This is a genomic window from Nostoc sp. C96 (assembly GCF_059384975.1).
Genome location: NZ_CM182020.1, coordinates 3949476 through 3969994, shown reverse-complemented (window position 1 = coordinate 3969994; position 20519 = coordinate 3949476). Strand labels below are relative to the sequence as shown.

General features: G+C 40.2%; 20 protein-coding genes. 8 read left to right on the top strand and 12 right to left on the bottom strand.

Translation table 11 applies throughout. The annotated features are described in order from the left end of the window. Positions 1 to 63: 63 nt before the first annotated feature. On the bottom strand, positions 64 to 813 hold the full coding sequence (locus tag AC504W_RS16880; RefSeq protein ID WP_494873440.1) for a hypothetical protein: 750 nt from the start codon (positions 811 to 813) through the stop codon (positions 64 to 66). Between the two features lie 250 nt (positions 814 to 1063). Continuing rightward, a complete protein-coding gene (locus AC504W_RS16875; RefSeq protein WP_015115374.1) occupies positions 1064 to 1477 on the bottom strand; it encodes a secondary thiamine-phosphate synthase enzyme YjbQ in 414 nt (137 codons plus the stop codon). Between the two features lie 360 nt (positions 1478 to 1837). Between AC504W_RS16875 and namA the strand changes: the two genes are divergently transcribed. Next, on the top strand, positions 1838 to 2905 hold the full coding sequence (namA, locus tag AC504W_RS16870; RefSeq protein WP_494873438.1) for an NADPH dehydrogenase NamA: 1068 nt from the start codon (positions 1838 to 1840) through the stop codon (positions 2903 to 2905). Between the two features lie 241 nt (positions 2906 to 3146). Continuing rightward, positions 3147 to 3386: a hypothetical protein gene (locus AC504W_RS16865; RefSeq protein ID WP_494873437.1), complete on the top strand. Its 240-nt coding sequence runs from the start codon at positions 3147 to 3149 to the stop codon at positions 3384 to 3386. Here the strand turns inward: AC504W_RS16865 and AC504W_RS16860 are convergent. Both AC504W_RS16860 and AC504W_RS16855 read right to left on the bottom strand, forming a co-directional pair. Then, complete coding sequence (locus tag AC504W_RS16860) at positions 3383 to 4138, bottom strand: GDYXXLXY domain-containing protein (protein WP_494873435.1); 756 nt, start codon at positions 4136 to 4138, stop codon at positions 3383 to 3385. The two genes, AC504W_RS16865 and AC504W_RS16860, sit on opposite strands and share 4 nt — an antisense overlap. 227 nt (positions 4139 to 4365) lie before the next feature. Beyond that, on the bottom strand, positions 4366 to 5811 hold the full coding sequence (locus AC504W_RS16855) for a DUF2157 domain-containing protein (RefSeq protein WP_494873433.1): 1446 nt from the start codon (positions 5809 to 5811) through the stop codon (positions 4366 to 4368). A gap of 228 nt (positions 5812 to 6039) precedes the next feature. On the opposite strand from AC504W_RS16855, the gene AC504W_RS16850 reads away from it, so the two are divergent. The 3 genes from AC504W_RS16850 to AC504W_RS16840 all read left to right on the top strand — a co-directional run bounded on the left by AC504W_RS16850 (position 6040) and on the right by AC504W_RS16840 (position 7748). Next, positions 6040 to 7005: an RsmB/NOP family class I SAM-dependent RNA methyltransferase gene (locus AC504W_RS16850; protein ID WP_494873432.1), complete on the top strand. Its 966-nt coding sequence runs from the start codon at positions 6040 to 6042 to the stop codon at positions 7003 to 7005. A 93-nt stretch (positions 7006 to 7098) separates the two neighbouring features. Further along, positions 7099 to 7326: a hypothetical protein gene (locus AC504W_RS16845; protein WP_494873431.1), complete on the top strand. Its 228-nt coding sequence runs from the start codon at positions 7099 to 7101 to the stop codon at positions 7324 to 7326. Next, complete coding sequence (locus AC504W_RS16840; protein WP_494873429.1) at positions 7323 to 7748, top strand: type II toxin-antitoxin system VapC family toxin; 426 nt, start codon at positions 7323 to 7325, stop codon at positions 7746 to 7748. Before AC504W_RS16845 ends, AC504W_RS16840 begins: the two co-directional genes overlap by 4 nt. 126 nt (positions 7749 to 7874) lie before the next feature. On the opposite strand, the gene AC504W_RS16835 is transcribed toward AC504W_RS16840, so the two are convergent. The 5 genes from AC504W_RS16835 to alaS form a co-directional block, all read right to left on the bottom strand. Further along, positions 7875 to 8114 (bottom strand): type II toxin-antitoxin system Phd/YefM family antitoxin, encoded by a 240-nt coding sequence (locus AC504W_RS16835; protein WP_494873427.1) that lies wholly within the window; start codon positions 8112 to 8114, stop codon positions 7875 to 7877. Between the two features lie 83 nt (positions 8115 to 8197). Beyond that, the gene (locus tag AC504W_RS16830; protein WP_494873425.1) at positions 8198 to 8959 is read right to left on the bottom strand and encodes a hypothetical protein; all 762 of its coding nucleotides are present in this window, start codon (positions 8957 to 8959) and stop codon (positions 8198 to 8200) included. A gap of 7 nt (positions 8960 to 8966) precedes the next feature. After that, a complete protein-coding gene (locus tag AC504W_RS16825; RefSeq protein ID WP_494873424.1) occupies positions 8967 to 9332 on the bottom strand; it encodes a hypothetical protein in 366 nt (121 codons plus the stop codon). Between the two features lie 10 nt (positions 9333 to 9342). After that, complete coding sequence (locus AC504W_RS16820) at positions 9343 to 10455, bottom strand: hypothetical protein (RefSeq protein ID WP_494879357.1); 1113 nt, start codon at positions 10453 to 10455, stop codon at positions 9343 to 9345. A gap of 106 nt (positions 10456 to 10561) precedes the next feature. Beyond that, positions 10562 to 13204: an alanine--tRNA ligase gene (gene alaS, locus AC504W_RS16815; RefSeq protein ID WP_494873422.1), complete on the bottom strand. Its 2643-nt coding sequence runs from the start codon at positions 13202 to 13204 to the stop codon at positions 10562 to 10564. A gap of 319 nt (positions 13205 to 13523) precedes the next feature. Here alaS and AC504W_RS16810 point away from each other — a divergent pair, with 319 nt between their 5' ends. Together AC504W_RS16810 and AC504W_RS16805 are read left to right on the top strand one after the other, a co-directional pair. Continuing rightward, the gene (locus AC504W_RS16810; protein ID WP_096585009.1) at positions 13524 to 13724 is read left to right on the top strand and encodes a heavy-metal-associated domain-containing protein; all 201 of its coding nucleotides are present in this window, start codon (positions 13524 to 13526) and stop codon (positions 13722 to 13724) included. A 606-nt stretch (positions 13725 to 14330) separates the two neighbouring features. Continuing rightward, the gene (locus tag AC504W_RS16805) at positions 14331 to 15353 is read left to right on the top strand and encodes a diguanylate cyclase (RefSeq protein ID WP_494873421.1); all 1023 of its coding nucleotides are present in this window, start codon (positions 14331 to 14333) and stop codon (positions 15351 to 15353) included. 139 nt (positions 15354 to 15492) lie between these two features. Here the strand turns inward: AC504W_RS16805 and AC504W_RS16800 are convergent, their stop codons facing one another. Beyond that, positions 15493 to 16071: a hypothetical protein gene (locus tag AC504W_RS16800; RefSeq protein WP_494873420.1), complete on the bottom strand. Its 579-nt coding sequence runs from the start codon at positions 16069 to 16071 to the stop codon at positions 15493 to 15495. Between the two features lie 183 nt (positions 16072 to 16254). Beyond that, a complete protein-coding gene (locus AC504W_RS16795; protein WP_494873419.1) occupies positions 16255 to 17136 on the bottom strand; it encodes a 4-hydroxybenzoate solanesyltransferase in 882 nt (293 codons plus the stop codon). A 278-nt stretch (positions 17137 to 17414) separates the two neighbouring features. Between AC504W_RS16795 and AC504W_RS16790 the strand changes: the two genes are divergently transcribed. Further along, on the top strand, positions 17415 to 19064 hold the full coding sequence (locus AC504W_RS16790) for a Ppx/GppA phosphatase family protein (RefSeq protein ID WP_494879355.1): 1650 nt from the start codon (positions 17415 to 17417) through the stop codon (positions 19062 to 19064). 179 nt (positions 19065 to 19243) lie between these two features. On the opposite strand, the gene AC504W_RS16785 is transcribed toward AC504W_RS16790, so the two are convergent. Then, positions 19244 to 20419, bottom strand: coding sequence for a sensor histidine kinase (locus AC504W_RS16785; protein ID WP_494873417.1), 1176 nt, complete (start codon positions 20417 to 20419; stop codon positions 19244 to 19246). Positions 20420 to 20519 lie beyond the last annotated feature (100 nt).

Genomic DNA, 20519 nt, shown 5'->3' with positions numbered 1-20519 from the left:
ATCTAAAATATTTCAGAAAAAACCGAAACTATTTTACCTCCTGCCTTCTGCCCCCTGCCTTCTTCAGCGCTTTTGCGGTTGAATATTCAACTGTAATGCTAACTGCTGACGTATTTCCTGAAAAGGCTGATTCCAGACAGGCTGACTATGCCAATTCCAAGCGGTAACGGGGATAAACCCTTCACTAGCAAGATAAGTTAGCAGACGATATTCATCTTCTGGTTTACGGGAGAAAGGAAAGGGATTACGAAAGCCAGTGTCACATAGCTTATAACATGTCACCTGATCGAGACTAATGCGATGTATTAGTTCTTGCCCTTTAGCCAGTAAATAATCTAAAAAAATTAGACTGAAAGGCTCTACATTAGCGCGAGTTTGTGGTTCTTTTTGTACCCATCTTGCCCACTCAAAACCATACATAAAATCGTGAACGTAACAAAAGCGTATTTCTTGATTAATTCCAAATAACTGGCTCAGAGCAACCATTTTGTTAGTAAAATTCTTTAAAAATGCAATAGCATCATCTCCCAGTCCCAAAGCTTGCCGCAAAATACTACTTACCATAAAATCACAATCCCAAAAAATATTGCCAGGAAAGTTTTTTAATTGAGCATCTAATATACATTCCAATGTATGTTGCAGATTTGATATTAATTTAATATCTGTTGTTTCTTCCGCAATTAAATTTTCCAATTCTGCAAAGCTCGTAATTAATTGTTTTTGAGGATTAAGTGATAAAGGATTTACCGAATTCTGGGACAGAAATTCATCAATAATTTGAAAGTTATAAGTAGAAGGCAGGTCTTGCTTCATACAGATTCAACTAGCCTCAGCCAATAATATATTTCATTTTATTGGCTTATATGTCTAAATGCCTAATAATATTAACTAGACATAAATAATATTAATGTTTTTATTTTTATAAAAAAGCCGCATTTTAGCGCTCAATCTTCAAGATTGTGGATAATATAAATACCTTGAAAAGCCTCAACTTATCAAGCTTCTTCTGCGGCTATAAGTGAAGTAAAAAATTAGGAATAAAAACTTATCAGCTATCTTTTAATTAGCCAGAAATATGCACAACTAACTCGCGCACATGACTGCGTTGACGGTGTTCCCAAACATAAATTCCCTGCCAAGTACCCAATACCAAATAACCACGATTAATAGGTATATGTTCAGAAGTGTGAGTTAATGCTGAACGGATATGTGCTGGCATATCATCCGGCCCTTCCGCATCATGGATGTATCCACCAGATTCTGGGACTAGTTTAGCCATAAAGTTAGCTAAATCTACTAATACATCGGGATCAGCATTTTCTTGGATGACTAAACTCGCGGAAGTGTGGCGTAAAAATAAAGTGCAAAGACCAGTTTCTACACCAGATTCAGAGACTATCGCTTCAATTTTGGCAGTAATATTATGAAAAGATTTGCCAGTAGTAGAAACTCTCAGTAGCTTTTGGTAGTGAACCATCTGTAGATTAATTGACTATTCACTAATAATATAGACTTTCTTAGGCAATTGGCTGCAAAGTTTAGCCACAATTTAGCTATATTATTGAATGAATAGTCAAGAGCATTATAAAATATTTTTCTGCTTATTGGGTGATGGCGATCGCTCACCAAAATTCTAGTCATGTTTTGACTAATTAGGTAAAGTTTGTCAACAAGTTATAACTATCTAATTTGCTCAATTAAATTTACAAATATTTTTATTCAAACTAGCAGAATAATTATACTCGCCTTTGTGCTTTCGGGCATTATCTAGAGACTAAACTTTTCAGAATTGACTTCAGAAGTTTTTCTACCCTAGCAAGCAAAGGAAATCATTCCAATGGCACATTTGTTTGAGGCATTTAGGATTCGTGAAATCACCTTGCGTAACCGTATTGTCGTTTCACCCATGTGTCAATACTCTAGTACAAATGGATATGCTAACAACTGGCACTTAGTACATTTAGCTTCTCGCGCCGTTGGCGGTGCTGGTTTAGTGTTCACAGAAGCGGCGGCTATAGAAGCGCGTGGGCGAATTAGTCCGCAAGATTTGGGTATATGGTCAGACGAACACATAGAAGGTTTAGTCAAAATTGTTGAATTAATTCATAACTTTGGTGCAGTTGCAGGGATACAACTCGCCCATGCAGGGAGAAAAGCCAGCACCGCCAAACCCAGTCGCGGCGGAAAAGCCTTAGATGAATCGCAAGAAGGTTGGCGACCTGTAGTTTCTGCTAGTGCGATCGCCTTTAGTAAAGAAAGTCCAGTACCAGAAGCCTTGAGTATTAGCGAAATTCAACAAATTATTCAGGCTTTTGTTCAAGCAACTCAACGTTCACTGCAAGCTGGGTTCAAAGTCATCGAAATTCATGCAGCCCACGGCTACCTACTCCATCAATTTCTCTCACCCTTAGCTAATCAGCGTCAAGATAATTATGGTGGTAGCTTTGAAAATCGGACTCGTTTGTTATTAGAAGTTGTGACAGCTGTGCGCCAAGTCTGGCCGGAAACCTATCCCTTATTTGTGCGTATCTCCGCCACCGATTGGATAGACAAAGGTTGGAACATTGAACAAAGTGTAACCTTGAGCGAGAAACTCAAAACTTTAGGTGTAGACTTAATCGACTGTTCCTCTGGAGGCATTATCCCTGGCATTAACATTCCCGTCAAACCAGGTTACCAAACTCAATTTGCTGAACGTATCCGTCGGGAAGCAAATATCCATACAGGTGCAGTCGGCTTAATTACCTCTCCCGAACAAGCCGACCAGATTATTCAAACAGAAGTAGCAGACTTAGTTTTATTGGGGCGCGAATTACTCCGCAATCCTTACTGGCCGCATTTAGCAGCCAAAAAACTAGGACACGAAAAACTCTGGCCAGTACAATATGATCGTGCTTGGGTGTAGGTGATAGAGTTATACCGTTTCACTTTCAATTTGATACAAATAGACCGCAGGGGGCAGGGAGCAGGGAGCAGGGGGAAAGAATGAAAAACCCATAAATCTGTATCATGTATCATTTTTTTCGTGAAATGGTATCAGCACTCAGAACTTTTAACCCAGCACTTTCAAAAAAGGGAGCTGACAATAACAGCATAGATGTGTAAAGTAGTTGAGGACTATTTACTTTCTCAACCTACATCCATCTATGGATAGAAAAACAAAACGCCTACTGCTGCTTGTAGCTTCCTGTAGTATTGCTGGGGTCATTTTAGGTGGTACTAGCAGCTGGGCAGAGAGTAATTTGTGTTTACATGCTAGTCAAGTTACCAGTGACTGCTTAACCCAAGACCCCATTGAAAAAACTATCCAAGGAATGAGTACCGGGTTAATCGCCGGGGCTGGGGCAGCTTTTGGTGTAGCATGGAATATCCGCCACCAAGACTAAAATTGATAGTTGCGATCGCGTACCCATAGGCTCACAGGCATAGCTTTACCCTGTGGGTCAACTTTCACCTTGACGATGATTGATCGCAATTGTCCGTCTCTCGTTTGCCGCACAACTTGAGAAACATCATTATTGATTTGTTGCCTTTCTTCATCTGGCACATTATAGTTTTCGATCCCATACTGTACATAACCATCCTGATAAACACCTTTTAAGGCGGCTTGATTAGTAGGAAGGGATCTAGGTTGATTACTAGTTACTCGTACAGGTCTCCAAGCCCTAGGAACACCACGACTAAAAGATGGTTGCTCCTGTAAAATTACATACAAAGTAGTTCCTTCGATTAATTGTCCATTCCGCCCGCGATTTCTCCGCAATAATTCTTGCCAGCCAGAGAGTCTTCTGAGGGTAGAAATCCGAGATATATTGTAGTCAAGCTCTAAAGAATTACCTTGCAAGACATTGCGAGAATTCACAGGTACAGTTTGCAAAATTACTTCTTTACCTGTGAGGTTAGTATACGCCGATAAGAAAGGTACTGCGAAAATAATTCCCGCTTGAATTGCTAAGGGAAGTATCAACCGTCCTATCGGTAAAGGCTTATTGGCTCTTTGTTCGGTAGCTAACAAATAATCCCGAAAAGTCAGCTTCTCTGAAAATTCAGCTTCGGGAGACAATGATTTATTCTTAGTAGATTCAGAACTTTTACTAGATTCAGACTTTTTAGCAGATTCCGAAGGTTCATTTTTCATGAGCGTAGTCCTAAAAATCAAGGTAGTGAGTAGAATCAAACGAAATTATTAGGACTGACGCAGAGAAACTCTCAAAACGGCGATGTACAGAGATTGCTTTTGCTGACAAATATTTATCCATGTTCATCTGCGGTGAATTAATTTTTGATCACGCAGAGTCACAAAGGAGGACACTTGCGTGGGCGGGTTTCCCGACTTGAGCAAAGTGTCCGTCGCAGAGGAGAAAATTAGGAAGATTTGGCATTACCGGAAGACTTAGAGTTAGAACCTACACGGCGTTCAAACCAAAGTCCAGCACTAATTAACGCCGAACCGCACATGACAAACACCAGAGATTTCAACAGAAGTTCAGTGTCATATTCCAGCATTCGACTAATCACTTGCAGCGTTAACAACAGCATACCGCCCCAAAACGATCGCCTGTCATTAAACTTCAATCCTTCCCGAATTAGTCCCCAAGCTAACACTGTGAACAACACATTGAAAGCAAAAACCCCCAAATCATCAATAGGGTTGATAGCTTGATGCCAAAAAGGTACTACAGCTGTGAAGCCTAGAAAAGTAACAATCAACGGTAAATTGAAGATTGCTTCCCGACGAATAGGTTTGTTGCGTTGACGGACTAAAAACAACCATTGCAATACCACCAAGCCACTGAGAATCCCCAAATCAATGATTGGTCGATACCCGAATATATTTATGTTACTAGTTGACGAAGAGAAATTGTAGCTAGAAGTTTGCCACAGCCAACGAAAAGACAGCACATAAAAAGCTAGACCAAAGGCTATCAATGATAAATCACGGGCTAAAGATTGAAACAGCCTGTAATTAATTGTGGGGAATAGCAGGTCATCGTAGCTCCAGAATAATGCAGGGGGCAGGGTAAAAGCAAAAGATGCCACCCAAGGCGCAGTTTCCGCAAGATTTGACAGCGGTAAGGGGTCGAGATTCAATTGTAAAGAACTGGCAAAAATAAAAGCTGCGATCGCAAAAATCCACCGAGAACGGCAGAAATAAGCTAAGGGTACAAATAATACCCACGACAGCAAAGGCATGTGTTTAATGACTAGTATTGCCCAATTCCATTCATTGGCGGAATAACGTAAATCTCCTAAACCTGTCCAATAGCCAATCTGGATGAGGACAATTCCCAGGATTCCTAGAGAATTGAGGGACAGACTGTAAGCCATAACCAAAACGCCAAAACCCCAGGCAAAAAACAGTTCTGGCGTTGAACCGTTAATATTGAACACATCAGCCATCAATGCGATAGTTGCACCAAAAACCATCGCACCTAAAATGAGCAATCCTTCACCCAGGAGGCGTTGACTACGTTTGAGTTTTTTGCCTTCAGGAATGCCAATAGCGGCTTGTCTCCAGGTGTAAAAACCAGTGATAGTTGTAGCCATAAACAAACTCATCATGATGATGAATTTGACATCCCGCGACCATCCTAGCCAGTTAGCAGCAACAAAAGTAATAATTCCCAAGGTGAGGAGGATACTACCAATCATGACCGCAGTCATCATTGAGCGATCGCGTGCAGCCGCTTCTAGGTTATTAAATTGATAACGGTCTGCTATTTGTTGGTACTGCGAAGCACTAATTAATCCTTCATCTCGCCATAGTTGTGATTCTCGGCGTAACTTCCGCTGAAAATTATCCAATATCATGACCATCTCCAAAGCAATGAGGTAGTTTCACGGTCAAACAACTTTAGATTTTGGATTTGAGATTAACCCCACAGATAAATCTAGGAGCTTGTACCATTAAGGAACTATTGGTCATCGTCAGAATAGCGGTTATTGTATTTTCAGTATGCAGCCAAGGCAGTGCATAGCATTGTTCTTGTGTAACAGTTTTACTAGGATTAAAAATACGTATAATTATTCACACAAATAATGGAAAAGCCTTCCAATTTATTACTGAAACTTTCACGGCGTTTATTTGAAAGCGCAGAAGAACAAGAAAAATTTATCGCAGCCTTAGTTAATCCCCAATATTTTGCCCCGTCTATTCTTTGGTGTCAGCCAAAACCAGAAATATCACCTTTTGCAGTAGAAACACCTTTAACTTGGCAACCACAATTTATCGACAGATTAGCTTTAGGAGAAAAACCAGGTCAACATCCCCTACATAATCAAGGATATTTCTATTGCTTAGATTTTTCTTCTGTATTTTCAGCTTCAATTTTGTTAGCAATTACTCAGCCAATATATGCAGTTTTTGATATGTGTGCGGCTCCAGGTGGAAAAAGTATATTTGCCTGGAAAGCTTTGCACCCAGATTTACTAATTAGTAATGAAGTGATTGGCAAACGTTTAGGTATGCTCATTTCTAATTTAAAACGTTGTCAGATAAACCCATCGATTGTACTTAACAGAGATTCGAGTATTTTTGCTGAAAGTATCCCCTCCTCTAGTAACTTAGTAATTGTTGATGCGCCTTGTACCGGACAATCATTACTAGCCAAAGGTGAAAAAGCACCAGGATGTTTTCATCCTACGGCCATTAATAAAAGTGCCAATCGCCAAAAACGGATTATTGCTAACTCTGCTCAAATAGTCGCATCTCAAGGCTATCTTGCTTATATGACCTGCACCTATTCTCCAGAAGAAAATGAGCAGGTTTGTGAATGGTTTTTATCACGCTTTCCGCAGTTTCAAGCAGTCAAGGTTAGCCATTTACAAGAGTATCAATCGCACCTTACAACTATTCCTTGTTACCGTATGTTTCCGCAAAGTAGATTAGGTGCTGGAGCGTTTGCTGTGCTGTTTCAAAATACTGCTGAGGGTGAGAGTCAGGAGTTTGATTTAGGTGCGTTATCTGCGGTGTGGATGAATAATAAGAATGAAGCTCCAGAATAGAATGTTTATTTGTGCGGGTATAAGGTACAAGTCCTTACCCGTTCAGAGTAAAATATAGTTAGTAAATTTGGGGTTTAGTTGAGAGACACTTCTATGATGAATTTACAAGAAATTATTAATTCTATTAATAGTTTACCCATTGAAGAACGTGAATATTTATTTGAATTTCTACGTAAAAAAAAGGAGGAAACTAGAGGGGATAATTTTTGGCAAGGATTACAAAAATTTAGAAAGGTAATTCAAGGCGAGGAGATGATTTTTACTGATGAAGATTTTACCGATTTACGAGATAGTAGCCTGGGTAGAGAAATTAATTTATGAGTTTGAAGTTCTTACTTAATACTAATATTCTCTCAGAGCCAGCACGTCCTACACCAAATGAAAATGTTTTACATAAACTAGATATTCATAAGTCAGAAGTGGCTGTTTCTAGTATTGTTGTTCATGAACTTTTATATGGTTGTTTGCGTTTACCGGAATCTAAACGACGAGAGTCTCTTTTGAATTATATTTACGAATCAGTCTTGAATTTACCAGTCTTAGATTATGATTTAAAGGCAGCACAGTGGCACGCCCAAGAAAGAGCTAAATTATCTCAAATTGGTAGAATGCCTGCTTTTGTAGATGGTCAAATTGCAAGTATTGCTTACAGTAATAATTTAATTTTAGTCACTAATAATGTTTCTGATTTTGCGTTTTTTAATAATTTAAATATTGAAAATTGGTTTGTTAATACTGTTTAAGTAGGAAGAAATTAATGAATATATCAAAGCAATTTATGAAAAATGCTACCTTTATCTAAGTAAAGGTGACAAGCTGACTATCACCACTGATAAACCAGAGAAAAATATGAGTATCTAAAATAATTTTCACCCGCCCTCAAATGCGTTTAATATATCTTCAGGCAGAGGTGCATCAAAATCATCAGGTACAGTAAAATCTCCTGCACATAAACCAAAAATTCGTAGCGGCTTATTAGTATTTTGAATTGGTTTTAATTCAGCAATTGGTTTATCTGCTTGAATAATAATAAAACTTTCACCCGCCTCAACTTGATTCAGGTATTTTAAGGGGTTTTGTTGAATTTCATCAACTGTGATTCTCTGCATTTGAGTAGTTTGGTATTCAAGATTCTTAGTTTAATAAATTATTATTGTTTTATTAAACTACACGAAATCAATTTAGGAGTCTGCTAAGTATCAGAATCGTACAATATTTTTAAATGTGCGGGTAAATCTATCTCTTGAAATTGTTCAACAGGAATAGTAGGCAGACCACTTAATTCTGATAAATCTCTAATTTTTCTTGTTAATAATTCAATTAAGGTTCCGTTTTTTGTTAGTTGAAATAAATCTTCCTTGTCTAGAACAATGATTATTTTATTGGTTCTGGCATGAAAAATTATCTGGCGAAGTCTACAATCGCTGACGGCTCTTTGTCTTGTACTATCTCGTTTAGGAAAGCCAGACGCTCCATTTAATGTAACAAAAACTCCAAGACCTGCACCTCGCAAATTATGCTCCATTATGCTACATAATGGAGCAAATTGATTTTCTTTTAAAGGTTCTTTTGTAGCTTTTGCCTCAATTACTATATTTCTATTTTCCTGTTTAAGATATAAAGCTTTACGTACAACTTCCCAACTAATATCATCACCAGTTACCAGCAAATCATATTGAGGGCCAGCAGATTGAAAACTTTTAATACTTTGTACGCCTTTTAGACTTTTAAACAATAACAGTACGATCTTTTCTAGTAGTTTGCCAGCATCTTGTGTTTGTTTAGGTGTGGGAGTTGCTAGTTCTGTATATATTTTTAATTCATTCAAATATTCAGCAAGTTTCTCATCTACCTTATACAAATAAGAAGCTAATTTATTTAATGCTGGATCTCCTTGCTCCAGACGTTCCATAGCTTTAATTATGCTGTCAACAAGTTCATCATTACTTTCCATGACTCAATTAAACAAACTCAATTGGTTGTTTAGATATCGCCATAAGATCAAACGATAGCTCATCATAATTTTCTAGAACCATATCACAATAGGGGCAAGTCCAAGGTAAATCAGGAAAGCCTTTACCATAAGCAATTGCATCTACAGGAACATCTGGTTCGCAGTTATGGTAGATAAGAAGCTTCATTTCACAAAGTCCTTCTGCTTCAAGAACCGCCAAGATAGCAATGGCATCAGAGTATTCTATACCCAACAGCACAGCAAGTTGATGCGGCATTACATTGGTCGAAGCCGTCATAAAATGCTTACTCAGTTCAGCTTTATGATTATCAGACAAAAAGCCTAAACGCTCTTTGTGAATTAAGCTAACCATTGCCTTAGCCTTAAAGTCCAAGTTCTTTTAGCAGAAACCTAAGAACAGAAGTACTACCACCATAATACCCTGAATGGCACTTGAGGTGTTGAAGAGAATCTTGGGTTGTAGAGTTGGGTTTTAGTCCAAAATAGCAATGTGCTTTGATGAGATGCTTAACTTTAAGTTTTTTTGACTGCTCTACCTCAATTTCAGTCGTAGTTAATTCTCTGTCCAGTTGAAATTCGTAAGATTTTGTACCCCACTCTTTGATTAGGGTTAACAAGATAGCATCTTCAGCATTTCTTATCTTTTCTGGATCACCTACCAAACCAAGCTGATTGAATACCGAATTAGCTAATTTTTCTGACAAAGCTTGTAATCCTTTAACATCAATCTCCTTAACTCCTGCACTATGAGCGTTGATCGCAAGCCCTGATGCTTCTGCTCTAATGCGTAGATGTCGCCATTTATAGGGAGTATGATTAAGATATTTATCCCACATATCGTGCAGAACAAGTTGATGAAGATTAGGATGTTTCCAGTCTGCTTGACAATGATCAGCTAATTCATCAAAAAATCCAGGAATATGATGCCAAAAAGGAAATTGAGATGGTTCGATCCTTTCATCTATTGTTGAACTACAAGTAAATCCATTCCAGGAAAAAGCTACATAATCTTGTGCTACCTCAGCAATGACAGACCAGCGAATATAGCGTTTATCTAGTTGGTCAGCAATTCCCTGTCCCCTACGAACATGCTCGACAATTCTATATGTTCTGATGTACCACGTTTTAAGAGGTTCATTTGATTCTTGAATTGGCCCGTACCAATCTTCCTGACCAAATTCTGTTAGTAAAGATGCAGAATTATTTAAGGTTGGTGTCCGCGTTAATTTACCCAGTTTCAAGCTTAACCATTGTCTTGGTTGCTTTACATAAGCAACTAATATTTGATCTGAAGTAAGCTGACCTTTTTCAAGTGCATTGGCTATATGTACGGCTAATTCAGCTTTTTTAAGACGGCTTGTCCCTGATGAGATAAGCTGGAGGGTTTCACTTGTAAACTCATTACTAGATAAAAATTTTTCACAGAATTCCCTACCTGGAGAAAAACCATGATCAACAAAAGCGTGAATACTCATTTCGTGTTGACGCACTTGAAAGGTTATTAAAAAAAGAGCATAGCAAAAAGTATCTACGCTTAAGCAATTGATAGTAGGGCAGGCATCTTGCCTACCCTAACAGAAGTTAACCCAAGGCAGACTTGAGGTCACTCTGTGCTTGTTCCAAAGCCTGTGGTAATTTACTGTCATCGCGGCCGCCGGCTTGGGCGAGGTTTGGTCTACCGCCGCCGCCACCGCCGCAGATTTTAGCGATCGCACCGACAAATTTTCCAGCTTGTAAACCTTTCTTGTTCACCTCTGGACTAAAGGCTGCAACTATGCTTACTTTGCCAGCTTCGGGAACAGAACCGAGTACTACAGCACCGTTACCGATTTTTTGCAGTAAGCGTTCCGCCGCAGTTTTTAATGATTCGGGGTCAACGCCTTCGAGTTGGGCAACAATAATTTTATGGTCGCTTACTGTTTGCGCTGTTTCTAGCAAGCTGTCAGATTTAGCGATCGCTAGTTGTCCTTTTAGCGTTTCTAGTTGCTTTTCAGCGTTTCTTAGTTCGCTTTGCAGAGTTGTGATTCTGTCTGGTAGTTCTTCGGGTTTAACTTTAAAGCGATCGCTTAAATCTTTGACTACTTTATCCCGGACATTTAGGTAATCTAGTATCGCCGGGCCGGAAACTGCTTCAATCCGCCGTACTCCAGAAGCTACACCAGCCTCAGAAATAATCTTGAATACGCCAATCTCCGCAGTATTACTTACGTGCGTACCTCCGCACAATTCCATCGACACGCTAGGAAAATCGATGACGCGGACTTCTTCTCCGTATTTTTCCCCAAACATCGCCACAGCACCTCTAGCTTTTGCCTCAGCTAAGGGTAACACTTCGATTTTTGCGGAGTGCGCCTCAGAAATCCAAGTATTCACTTGTTCTTCAACTTGTTGGACTTCCTCACTTGTCAAAGCGCGGGGACAGTTGAAGTCAAAGCGCAATCTGTCGAAGGAAACCAGCGAACCAGCTTGGGAGATTCCCTCATCGACGATTTTCTTTAACGCCGCTTGCAATAAGTGGGTGGCGGTGTGGTTTGCTTGGGCGCGACGACGACAAGCAGCATCAATTTGGGCGGTAACTGTATCGCCTACACGCAGAGTTCCGCGTTCGATGCGTCCGAAGTGAACGAAGAAATCAGATTCTTTCTTCACATCTTCCACGCGCACTACAATACCATCGCCAGAGATATAACCGCGATCGCCTATTTGTCCCCCAGATTCGGCATAAAATGGGGTTTGGTTGAGGACGATTTGTACTTCTGTTCCGGCTTCGGCTGCTTCTTCGGCGACACCATTGACTAGTAATACTTCCACTTTCGCCGTCGCCGCAGCTTGGGTATAACCTAAAAATTCCGTGGCGTGGATGTGTTCTGCAAGTTTGTCCAGGGAACCTTGTACAGTTAAATCGATGGTTTCGTGGGCGGCTTTCGCACGTTCCACTTGCTTTTGCATTTCGGTATTAAATCCGGTTTCGTCAACGGTGAGGTTGTTTTCTTCCGCGATTTCTTGAGTAAGTTCTAAAGGAAAACCGTAGGTATCGTAAAGGGTGAAAGCACTTTCTCCGCTAATTTCGGTTTGTCCTTGCTGCTTCACTTGTTGGATAATTTCTTCCAGAAGTTTCTCACCTCTATCCAGAGTTTTGAGAAAATTCGATTCTTCCCGTTCCAATTCTGCTTTGATAGCTGCTTCCCGTTGCCGCACATTGGGGTAAGCTGATTCTGAAAGAGCGATCGCAGTTTCTGCAACTTGGTTGATAAAATTCCCAGAAATCCCTAGTAATCGCCCGTGACGTACCACCCGCCGAATTAAGCGACGCAACACATAACCCCGTCCCACATTCGAGGCGCGAATTTCATCAGCAATCATGTGAACCACAGCACGCACATGATCACCAATGACTTTTAACGAAACCTTTGTTTTCTCATCGCTTGTATGATAGTCAATGCCAGCAATTTGCGCTGCCGTTTTAATAATTGGGAAAATTAAATCTGTTTCATAGTTATTCGGCACTTTTTGGAGAATTTGTGCCATTCTCTCCAAACCCATACCGGTATCTATATTCTTATTTTGCAGTGGTGTTAAATTACCGGACGCATCCCGGTTGTACTGCATAAATACCAAGTTATAAAACTCGATAAACCGGGTATCATCTTCTAAGTCAATATTGTCGTCACCGCGTTCCGGGTGAAAGTCGTAATAAATTTCCGAACAAGGGCCGCAGGGTCCAGTGGGGCCAGAAGCCCAAAAGTTATCATCTGCACCCATCCGTTTTATTCTGGCTGCGGTTACACCAATTTTGTCACGCCAGATATTATATGCTTCGTCGTCTTCTTCAAAGACGCTGACGACAAGGTTTTCGGGAGAAAAGCCAAATACTTGTGTGGAGATTTCCCAACCCCAAGCGATCGCTTGTTCTTTAAAATAATCACCAAAGCTGAAGTTACCCAACATCTCAAAAAATGTGTGGTGGCGTTTGGTACGTCCGACGTTTTCAATATCGTTGGTACGAATACACTTTTGGGATGTGGTGGCTCTTTTAAATTCAGGTGTGCGCTGTCCCAGGAATATGGGCTTAAATGGTAACATCCCCGCGATCGTCAGCAGCACGGTTGGATCTTCCGGTACGAGGGAAGCACTAGGGAGAATTTGGTGTTTCCGTTGAGCGTAGAAGTCAAGAAATAAGGTGCGAATTTCGTTACCGCTGATGAATTGGGGATTAGAAGACATGGGTAAACTGAAGTATAAAGTTATTAAGTATCAGGTGTGAAGTATGAAGTTACCGTTGATTTTCTCGTACTTCCTCCTTCACCCTTTCTTTTGATAAAGTATGCCGCAGGAGAAAAAATTTCTCCCTCTAGCCTCTATTTTTGCATTTTGTTTCGGTTTGCTGCTAGTAATTTTTACTTAGAGAGCTATTTTTGCAGCGATCGCCTACGCCTATATAAGTAATGTTACTACCTCACTCTAGCCAGATGTGTGCGATGCCGATGCAGGAATAACATTGATTTGTAAAGCAAATATTAAAATTCATCAAAAGAGGTATGTCATGGCACTAAAACTAAAAGTTCCCAACATTACTTGTGACAAGTGTGCTGAAAAAATTACCGAATCTATTCATGTGATGGAACCTGATGCTCAGGTTGATGTGAATGTTCAAGACAAAACTGTCACCGTAGAATCCGCAGCTTCTGAAGAGTCGATTAAACAGGTAATAGTTGCTTCTGGGTACAACATTGAAGGTTATTGATTACTTCATAAAATTTTTACGAAGTTTTTAAATTAGCTCGTTCTATATCTGAATATTTTGCCTCTCGTAAATTCACTTATTAAAGAGGTGAAATTAACTTAATAAAACCTAGGACATAAATATGTGTCACTAGGTTTTCTCCGTGCTAAACCCTTGCTGTTAAAACCTTACATAACATTCTTTATATTTAGTTAGCATCTCGGTTTTTACGGAATAAAGGCAAATTTTATTTTTTTTTAAACATTTAGCGTGGTCTAATAAAATCAAGCAACACAAATAAAAATAGGTTATTTTATTGTGTATATAATTGCCGATGAATCACACCTATAAACTACAGTTGTTTTATTAAAGCTCAATATAATTTCCGTATTTTCACTGTTTGAAAAAAAAGGTTCAAGACAGACAGTAATTATCAGGACTAGAGAGTTACCAGGTTGCATTTAGGGTCATACATTAAGATGATATTAAAATTTTTAGAATATAGTTAATTTAAGGTTATGACTATCAAACATAGTGAAATCTATCAATCATAAAAATACTGAAAGATTCACTGTTTTAAAAAAATAGTAGGAATTTTTAGCTTGAAATAAGGCAGATATAAAAAAAATGAATATTTCAATTCTGGTCTTTGGAAGTGATGAATTTGTTGCTCAACTTCCCGATCAGATCCTGGATGCAACCGCTTTTAGATTAGCAGTTATTACTGATTTCCAGGAGGCAATTTCTCAACTTGAAATTGAGCCGCCTGATGTCATATTTGTACAAGCAAGTTTGGATGGAAGTATAGAACTGTGCGGTTGGTTAAAAAACCAACCCCAACTCTCTTGGTTGTATTGCATCCTTTTCGAGGATCGTTCTTATCAGTTAGCTGCTAAAAGTGAGCAGGATTTGTGTTGGGAATGGGAAATGACGGCTACTGCACTCAGACAAGGTGCTGATGCTTATATTTGGCAGCTAACTCATGAAATAATCGACAAGAATACTGTCAGCGTAGCAGCCCATCATCAGGTAATACTCGCTCAATTAAGTGTGGGTTTACGGAAAGCTCAAAAATACCGTGAACTGATGCGGACAAATGATTTATTATCTGCGATCGCTTTAGCCGATTCATTAACAGAAATTAGTAATCGTCGCGCAATGGAATGGGATTTACCTCGACAAGTAAAAAAAGCTCGCACTCAAGCTACTCCTTTGAGTTTGATTATTTTAGATATAGACTATTTCAAAAAAGTCAATGATACTTATGGGCATTTAGTGGGCGATCGTCTATTACAATTATTAGCTTACAGACTGCGACACAACCTCCGAGCTAAAGATACGCCATTCCGTTATGGTGGTGAAGAATTTGTCGTGGTTCTAAGCAACACCAATAGTGAAGAAGCGATGATAGTCGCAGAACGCTTAAATCGCATAGTTGCAGAACAACCATTTGCCATTGATCAAGAACTGACTATTCCGATTACAATTAGCTTAGGTGTTGCTACTCTCCAAGCTAACGATGATGATAAGGGTTATAGCTTACTCCATCGTGCTGATCAATGCCTGTTGAATGCGAAAAATTTAGGGCGTAATCAAGTAGTTAATGGGGAATATACTGATTTCTCCTATCTGAAAGCTGTGTCTTCTTAAATAGGATATACAGAGTTGCTTGTATTGCTTTCTTTGTCATTAGTCATTTGTCATTGGTCATTTGGATTGACAAGGACAAGGGACAAATGACTAATGATAGTCTTAAGGAGAAAATCTCCAACTTAAACCCATACCAGCTTTACCATTTTTCCGCCCAATAAACAATTTCTGCGGCTGTACTATCAATGGCTACACCGTAGCTATCACCATGATTCCATTTAAATCCCGGAGTACCTCTATCCTTCGCATTCAAGACTAAGATTTCATAGGAAGGCGGAAAAGATTCCCCTCCTGTATCACCAGTGTAGAAAAAGGTGGTGGGAATACCATTAGGAAGGTTGGCGTGGACGTTGGTATCCCCGCCTTGATATTGACGTTTGGCAAGTTTTCTGTATTGTGCCAGTAATGTTTGAATTTGTGCGGGGGATTGTTTTTCTCTGACTTGCAAGAAACTACTGGCTTGGGCTACACCAGGAGAGTAAGCAATTCGCACATCCTTTGTGTTCGCTGAAATTTCGCGGGGAAAATGCTGAATTTCTGCTGGACTTGCCCAAAGTTGATTGCGGATTTCACTGTAGCGCGATGTATTAGTAATGATTTTCGCATCAGTAGTACTACTAAACGCTTTTCTGATTAAGAAACTACCGCCAACAATTCCTAAACTCCCCAGAGAAAGGAAAACTATCATGGCGGCTTTAGCAAGGTGCGATCGCTGCATTGCGTTGGGTACTGCTAAACTTTATCTGCATATACCCAATAAATAAACTATATTCGTAAGATTGCGGAGCTACTACTAATAATATTGATGAAATCTTTGTGGAATCAGGGAAAATACGGGAGTTTTATAAAATTATCGTAAATATATTCATATCCCCGACTTCTTCAGAAAGTCGGGGATCTCTTAAATCCAGCCAACAATCATCCCCGCCAGTAAAATAAAGCCAATCCACACATTCTGCCGAAACATTTCAGCGTAAGCTGGATTAGGTAAATCTTGGTGTTTCAAGCGCCAATACTGCCAAACCCAGCCAATAGTAGCTAGTCCTAAAGTCATCCAAAAAGCTAGGTGAAGGTGAATCACCATCCCCAGCCAGCCTAATAATAAGATTGTGCCAGCAAAGAAAATGCCAATGGCATCTGGGGCATAATTGCCAAAAAACAAAGCGCTAGAATTAATACCTATGCGTCGGTCATCTTCGCGATCGCTCATAGCATATACAGTATCAAAGCCCAATGTCCAGAGTACAGTTGCACCCCACAATAACCAAGTTGGTAGGGAAATACTTCCAGTCACAGCACTCCAGCTAATCAACACCGCAAAACCCCAAGCGATGGATAGTACCAACTGCGGTACAGGAAACACACGCTTTGCCCCTGGGTACAGTATAATTACGGGGACGGCGGCGACTGATAGCCAAAAGCTCAGAGGATTAAGATAAAATGCCAATATGGCGGCACATCCCAGGGCAATCATCGCCACGGCAATGCCAACTTTAATTGATAAAGCGCGGGAAGCTAAAGGGCGATCGCGTGTCCTCTCAACTTCTGGGTCAATATCTTTATCCCACAAATCATTGACCACACACCCAGCTGCACTTGTGGCGAGAGTACCCAACACAATCACCCCCACCAAAGGTAAAGGCGGTTGTCCAGCCGCAGCCAAAACCACAGCCCACAAGCCCGGAATCATCAAAATTAACCGCCCTTCCGGTTTATGCCAGCGTAAAAGCCGGATAATTACAAGCCACACAGGTTCTTGCTTAGGTTCTGGCGTAATCAACATACAAATCAAACAAAATTACTAAATTTTGATAAGTTAACACTTCTTCACATCTATAGAATAACTTTATTTGTTATTTGTAAAAACACAACCTAAATTTGCAACGATGGACACATATTCATTGTGAAAAAATAGGGGTGTAAGGGAAAAAATTAACAAGTAAATAATACTGATAAATCAACCCCTACACCCAGCCCCAGCAAGAGTTTCATTCGTTTCAGGGTCTACCATCTCAACACGCCATCTTCTATCGTCCTTCCTAAATAGAGAGAGAAAACTAGATGCTAAATTTAGTTTCCGCTGGCTGGGAGAGTGTCAAAACTCCACCAGTTCAGCAACACCGGATTATTGCTGCCATTGATTTGGGAACCAATTCTCTGCACATGGTAGTGGTAAAAATTGACCCAACCCTACCAGCTTTTAGCATTTTTACCAGAGAAAAAGAAACTGTGAGACTGGGCGATCGCGATTTAGTTACTGGCGATTTAAAACCAGAAGTCATGGATAGGGCGATCGCCACTTTAAAACGCTTCCAAGCAGTTGCCAAAACTTTTAATGCTGAAACCATCATTGCTGTAGCTACCAGTGCAGTGCGAGAAGCCCCCAATGGCAAAGATTTTCTCCACCGAATAGATAGCGAATTAGGTTTAAGCGTTGACTTAATTTCTGATCAAGAAGAAGCACGCCGCATCTATTTAGGAGTGCTGTCGGGGATGGAATTTAACAACCAGCCCCACATCATTATCGATATTGGCGGTGGTTCTACAGAAATTATTTTGGGAGACAGCGAAGAACCGCGCACACTTACCAGTACAAAAGTGGGTGCAGTGCGACTCACTGGAGAGTTCATCTCCACCGACCCCATTAGCAATATAGAGTTTCAATATCTGCAAGCGTATGTAAGGGGGATGTTAGAACGTTCTGTAGAAGATGTGTTAGCAAATATTCAGTTTGGCGAATTTCCCCGGTTAGTCGGCACATCCGGCACAATTGAAACTCTCGCCTTAATTGATGCTAGGGAAAAATTGGCGATGATGCCTTCTACTCTCAATGGTTATCAATTGAGTCTCCAGGACTTACAGGGCTGGGTGAATCGCTTGGCAAAAATGACCAATGTCGAAAGAACAGCCATCCCAGGTATGCCAGAAAAGCGTTCAGAAGTGATTTTAGCAGGTGCGATCGTCCTGCAAGAAGCCATGACCTTATTGGGTGTAGATTCAGTCACACTGTGCGGGCGGGCGCTGCGCGAAGGCGTAATTGTTGATTGGATGCTGACTCACGGTTTAATCGAAGACCGCTTACGTTACCAAAGTTCCATCCGCCAGCGGAGTGTGCTGAAGCAGTTAAGCAAATACCAAATTAATATTGAACACAGCGATCGCGTAGCTGTCTTTGCTCTGAGTTTATTTGACCAGACTCAAGGCATTCTCCACAACTGGGGAGATGATGAACGTCAACTTTTATGGGCAGCAGCAATCTTACACAATTGCGGTCATCATATCAGCCATTCTGCTCATCATAAACACTCCTACTATTTAATTCGCAACGGCGAATTACTAGGCTATACCGAAACCGAAATCGAAATCATTGCCAACTTAGCCCGTTATCATCGCAAATCTCCACCCAAGAAAAAACACGAAAATTTCCGCAATTTGTTGAGTAAAAATCATCGACAAATCGTCTGTCAATTAAGTGCAATTTTACGATTGGCAGTCGCCCTAGATAGACGACAAATTGGCGCAATATCTCAGGTTAAGTTTAAGTATTATCCTGATGTACAAGAAGTTTATCTATCAATTTTCCCCTCTCATTCTGACGATGATTGCTCCCTAGAAATGTGGAGTTTAGATTATAAAAAAGGCGTGTTTGAAGCAGAGTTTGATGTTAGGTTAATTGCCACCTTAGAAGCTGTGAAAGTAGCAGTTAACTAATATTAGAGACGCGATAACTCGCGTCTTTCCTGTAATACCATTTCACGCAGAAAATGATACAAATTTATAGGTTTTTCATTCTTTCCCTCTGCCCACGCCAGTCGCTACAAGTCGGGAAACCCGCCCAACGCGCTGGCTCCCCTGCGGTCTATTTGTATCAAACTTAAATAACCTGTTTTCTATAACGGCAAAATTACCGTAAATGTAGAGCCTTTTCCTAATTGTGAAACTACCTTGATTTCACCATGCAATAATTGAACTAGACGAGACACGATCGCTAATCCTAAACCTGTCCCGTGAGAATCTTGCGGTTGTTGATTGACTGCACGAAAATAAGGCTGGAAAATTTTTGTTTGAGCATCCGAGGCAATGCCTAATCCAGTATCAGTAATAGATATAGCCCAATTTTGTTCAGATTCTTGATAACATTGCAAACGCACCGTTCCAGAGTCTGTATAGCGAATGGCGTTACTCAGTAAATTAGTGAGAATTTGCTGAACTCGCAGCGGATCTGTAGTAACTTGATTGGGAGCGCGATCGCAATCAATAATTAAAGATAATTCTTTATTCAGTGCTAGGGGTTCAATTATTTCGACAACAGAGTTGATCAACTCACGCACATCAGCCACAGTTGGCTGTAAGATCATTCTGCCAGCATCATAACGAGAGATTTCCAGAGTATCGTTAATTAACCGCAGAATCAGCCGCCCACTTTTCATCACGCGCTCAATACTTTGGAGATTAGAAGTAGAATCCTTGAGTTCGGGATTTTGGCGCTGCTGTCGGAGAAACAAGTCTGCGTAACCAATAATGGAAGTTAACGGTGTTTTTAATTCATGCGCCAACTGCGACAGATTATCTTGACTAGCGCGAACCAAGCGAGTGAGTTCTTGGTTAGTCAAGCGTAACTGACCTTGGAGTTGTTCTAACTCTTGTAGCCTTCCGTAAGTATAGCTGTTAAAGCAACGGGCGATCGCTTCATCAATTACCGTATCAATCAGACGCACAGCCCGTAAAAGTTCCACAGGAGATGCTTTTAATAAATCTTCTTCTAGAAAAGCAAAAATTACAAACCGCAGTAAACGATACTCTCGTGCAATTTCTGCTGGTTCAAATCCTTGTTCAGCACGTAGCAAGCCATGTTCTAAACTTGCATCAACTACTGTTTGTAAATCACTCTTTTCTGACTCCGAAAGTACTGCTGCTAAAGCTTTTAAAACACGAGGTAAACTATTACGTACAGCTTTAAAAGTTAGTTCCTTCGTGGCCTCAATTTCTTCATCTTGATAAACTGCTTTTACCCATTGCTCAACAATCGCATCACTTTTATTAGTCAGCGTTTGGCTAAAATCCATCTGAATATTTTATAATACAGCATCTTCAATCAGAAGTAGCTTAGTGCGTTTTGAATAGTCTTTGCACCTTACAAAAGATGGAATTTAGGAAAATAGAGAA

Excerpts from the sequence above, each read along its gene's own strand:
- AC504W_RS16880 (WP_494873440.1), bottom strand. The coding sequence starts at position 813 with ATGAAGCAAGACCTGCCTTCTACTTATAACTTTCAAATTATTGATGAA.
- AC504W_RS16875 (WP_015115374.1), bottom strand. The coding sequence starts at position 1,477 with ATGGTTCACTACCAAAAGCTACTGAGAGTTTCTACTACTGGCAAATCT.
- namA (WP_494873438.1), top strand. The coding sequence starts at position 1,838 with ATGGCACATTTGTTTGAGGCATTTAGGATTCGTGAAATCACCTTGCGT.
- AC504W_RS16865 (WP_494873437.1), top strand. The coding sequence starts at position 3,147 with ATGGATAGAAAAACAAAACGCCTACTGCTGCTTGTAGCTTCCTGTAGT.
- AC504W_RS16860 (WP_494873435.1), bottom strand. The coding sequence starts at position 4,138 with ATGAAAAATGAACCTTCGGAATCTGCTAAAAAGTCTGAATCTAGTAAA.
- AC504W_RS16855 (WP_494873433.1), bottom strand. The coding sequence starts at position 5,811 with ATGATATTGGATAATTTTCAGCGGAAGTTACGCCGAGAATCACAACTA.
- AC504W_RS16850 (WP_494873432.1), top strand. The coding sequence starts at position 6,040 with ATGGAAAAGCCTTCCAATTTATTACTGAAACTTTCACGGCGTTTATTT.
- AC504W_RS16845 (WP_494873431.1), top strand. The coding sequence starts at position 7,099 with ATGATGAATTTACAAGAAATTATTAATTCTATTAATAGTTTACCCATT.
- AC504W_RS16840 (WP_494873429.1), top strand. The coding sequence starts at position 7,323 with ATGAGTTTGAAGTTCTTACTTAATACTAATATTCTCTCAGAGCCAGCA.
- AC504W_RS16835 (WP_494873427.1), bottom strand. The coding sequence starts at position 8,114 with ATGCAGAGAATCACAGTTGATGAAATTCAACAAAACCCCTTAAAATAC.
- AC504W_RS16830 (WP_494873425.1), bottom strand. The coding sequence starts at position 8,959 with ATGGAAAGTAATGATGAACTTGTTGACAGCATAATTAAAGCTATGGAA.
- AC504W_RS16825 (WP_494873424.1), bottom strand. The coding sequence starts at position 9,332 with ATGGTTAGCTTAATTCACAAAGAGCGTTTAGGCTTTTTGTCTGATAAT.
- AC504W_RS16820 (WP_494879357.1), bottom strand. The coding sequence starts at position 10,455 with ATGAGTATTCACGCTTTTGTTGATCATGGTTTTTCTCCAGGTAGGGAA.
- alaS (WP_494873422.1), bottom strand. The coding sequence starts at position 13,204 with ATGTCTTCTAATCCCCAATTCATCAGCGGTAACGAAATTCGCACCTTA.
- AC504W_RS16810 (WP_096585009.1), top strand. The coding sequence starts at position 13,524 with ATGGCACTAAAACTAAAAGTTCCCAACATTACTTGTGACAAGTGTGCT.
- AC504W_RS16805 (WP_494873421.1), top strand. The coding sequence starts at position 14,331 with ATGAATATTTCAATTCTGGTCTTTGGAAGTGATGAATTTGTTGCTCAA.
- AC504W_RS16800 (WP_494873420.1), bottom strand. The coding sequence starts at position 16,071 with ATGCAGCGATCGCACCTTGCTAAAGCCGCCATGATAGTTTTCCTTTCT.
- AC504W_RS16795 (WP_494873419.1), bottom strand. The coding sequence starts at position 17,136 with ATGTTGATTACGCCAGAACCTAAGCAAGAACCTGTGTGGCTTGTAATT.
- AC504W_RS16790 (WP_494879355.1), top strand. The coding sequence starts at position 17,415 with ATGCTAAATTTAGTTTCCGCTGGCTGGGAGAGTGTCAAAACTCCACCA.
- AC504W_RS16785 (WP_494873417.1), bottom strand. The coding sequence starts at position 20,419 with ATGGATTTTAGCCAAACGCTGACTAATAAAAGTGATGCGATTGTTGAG.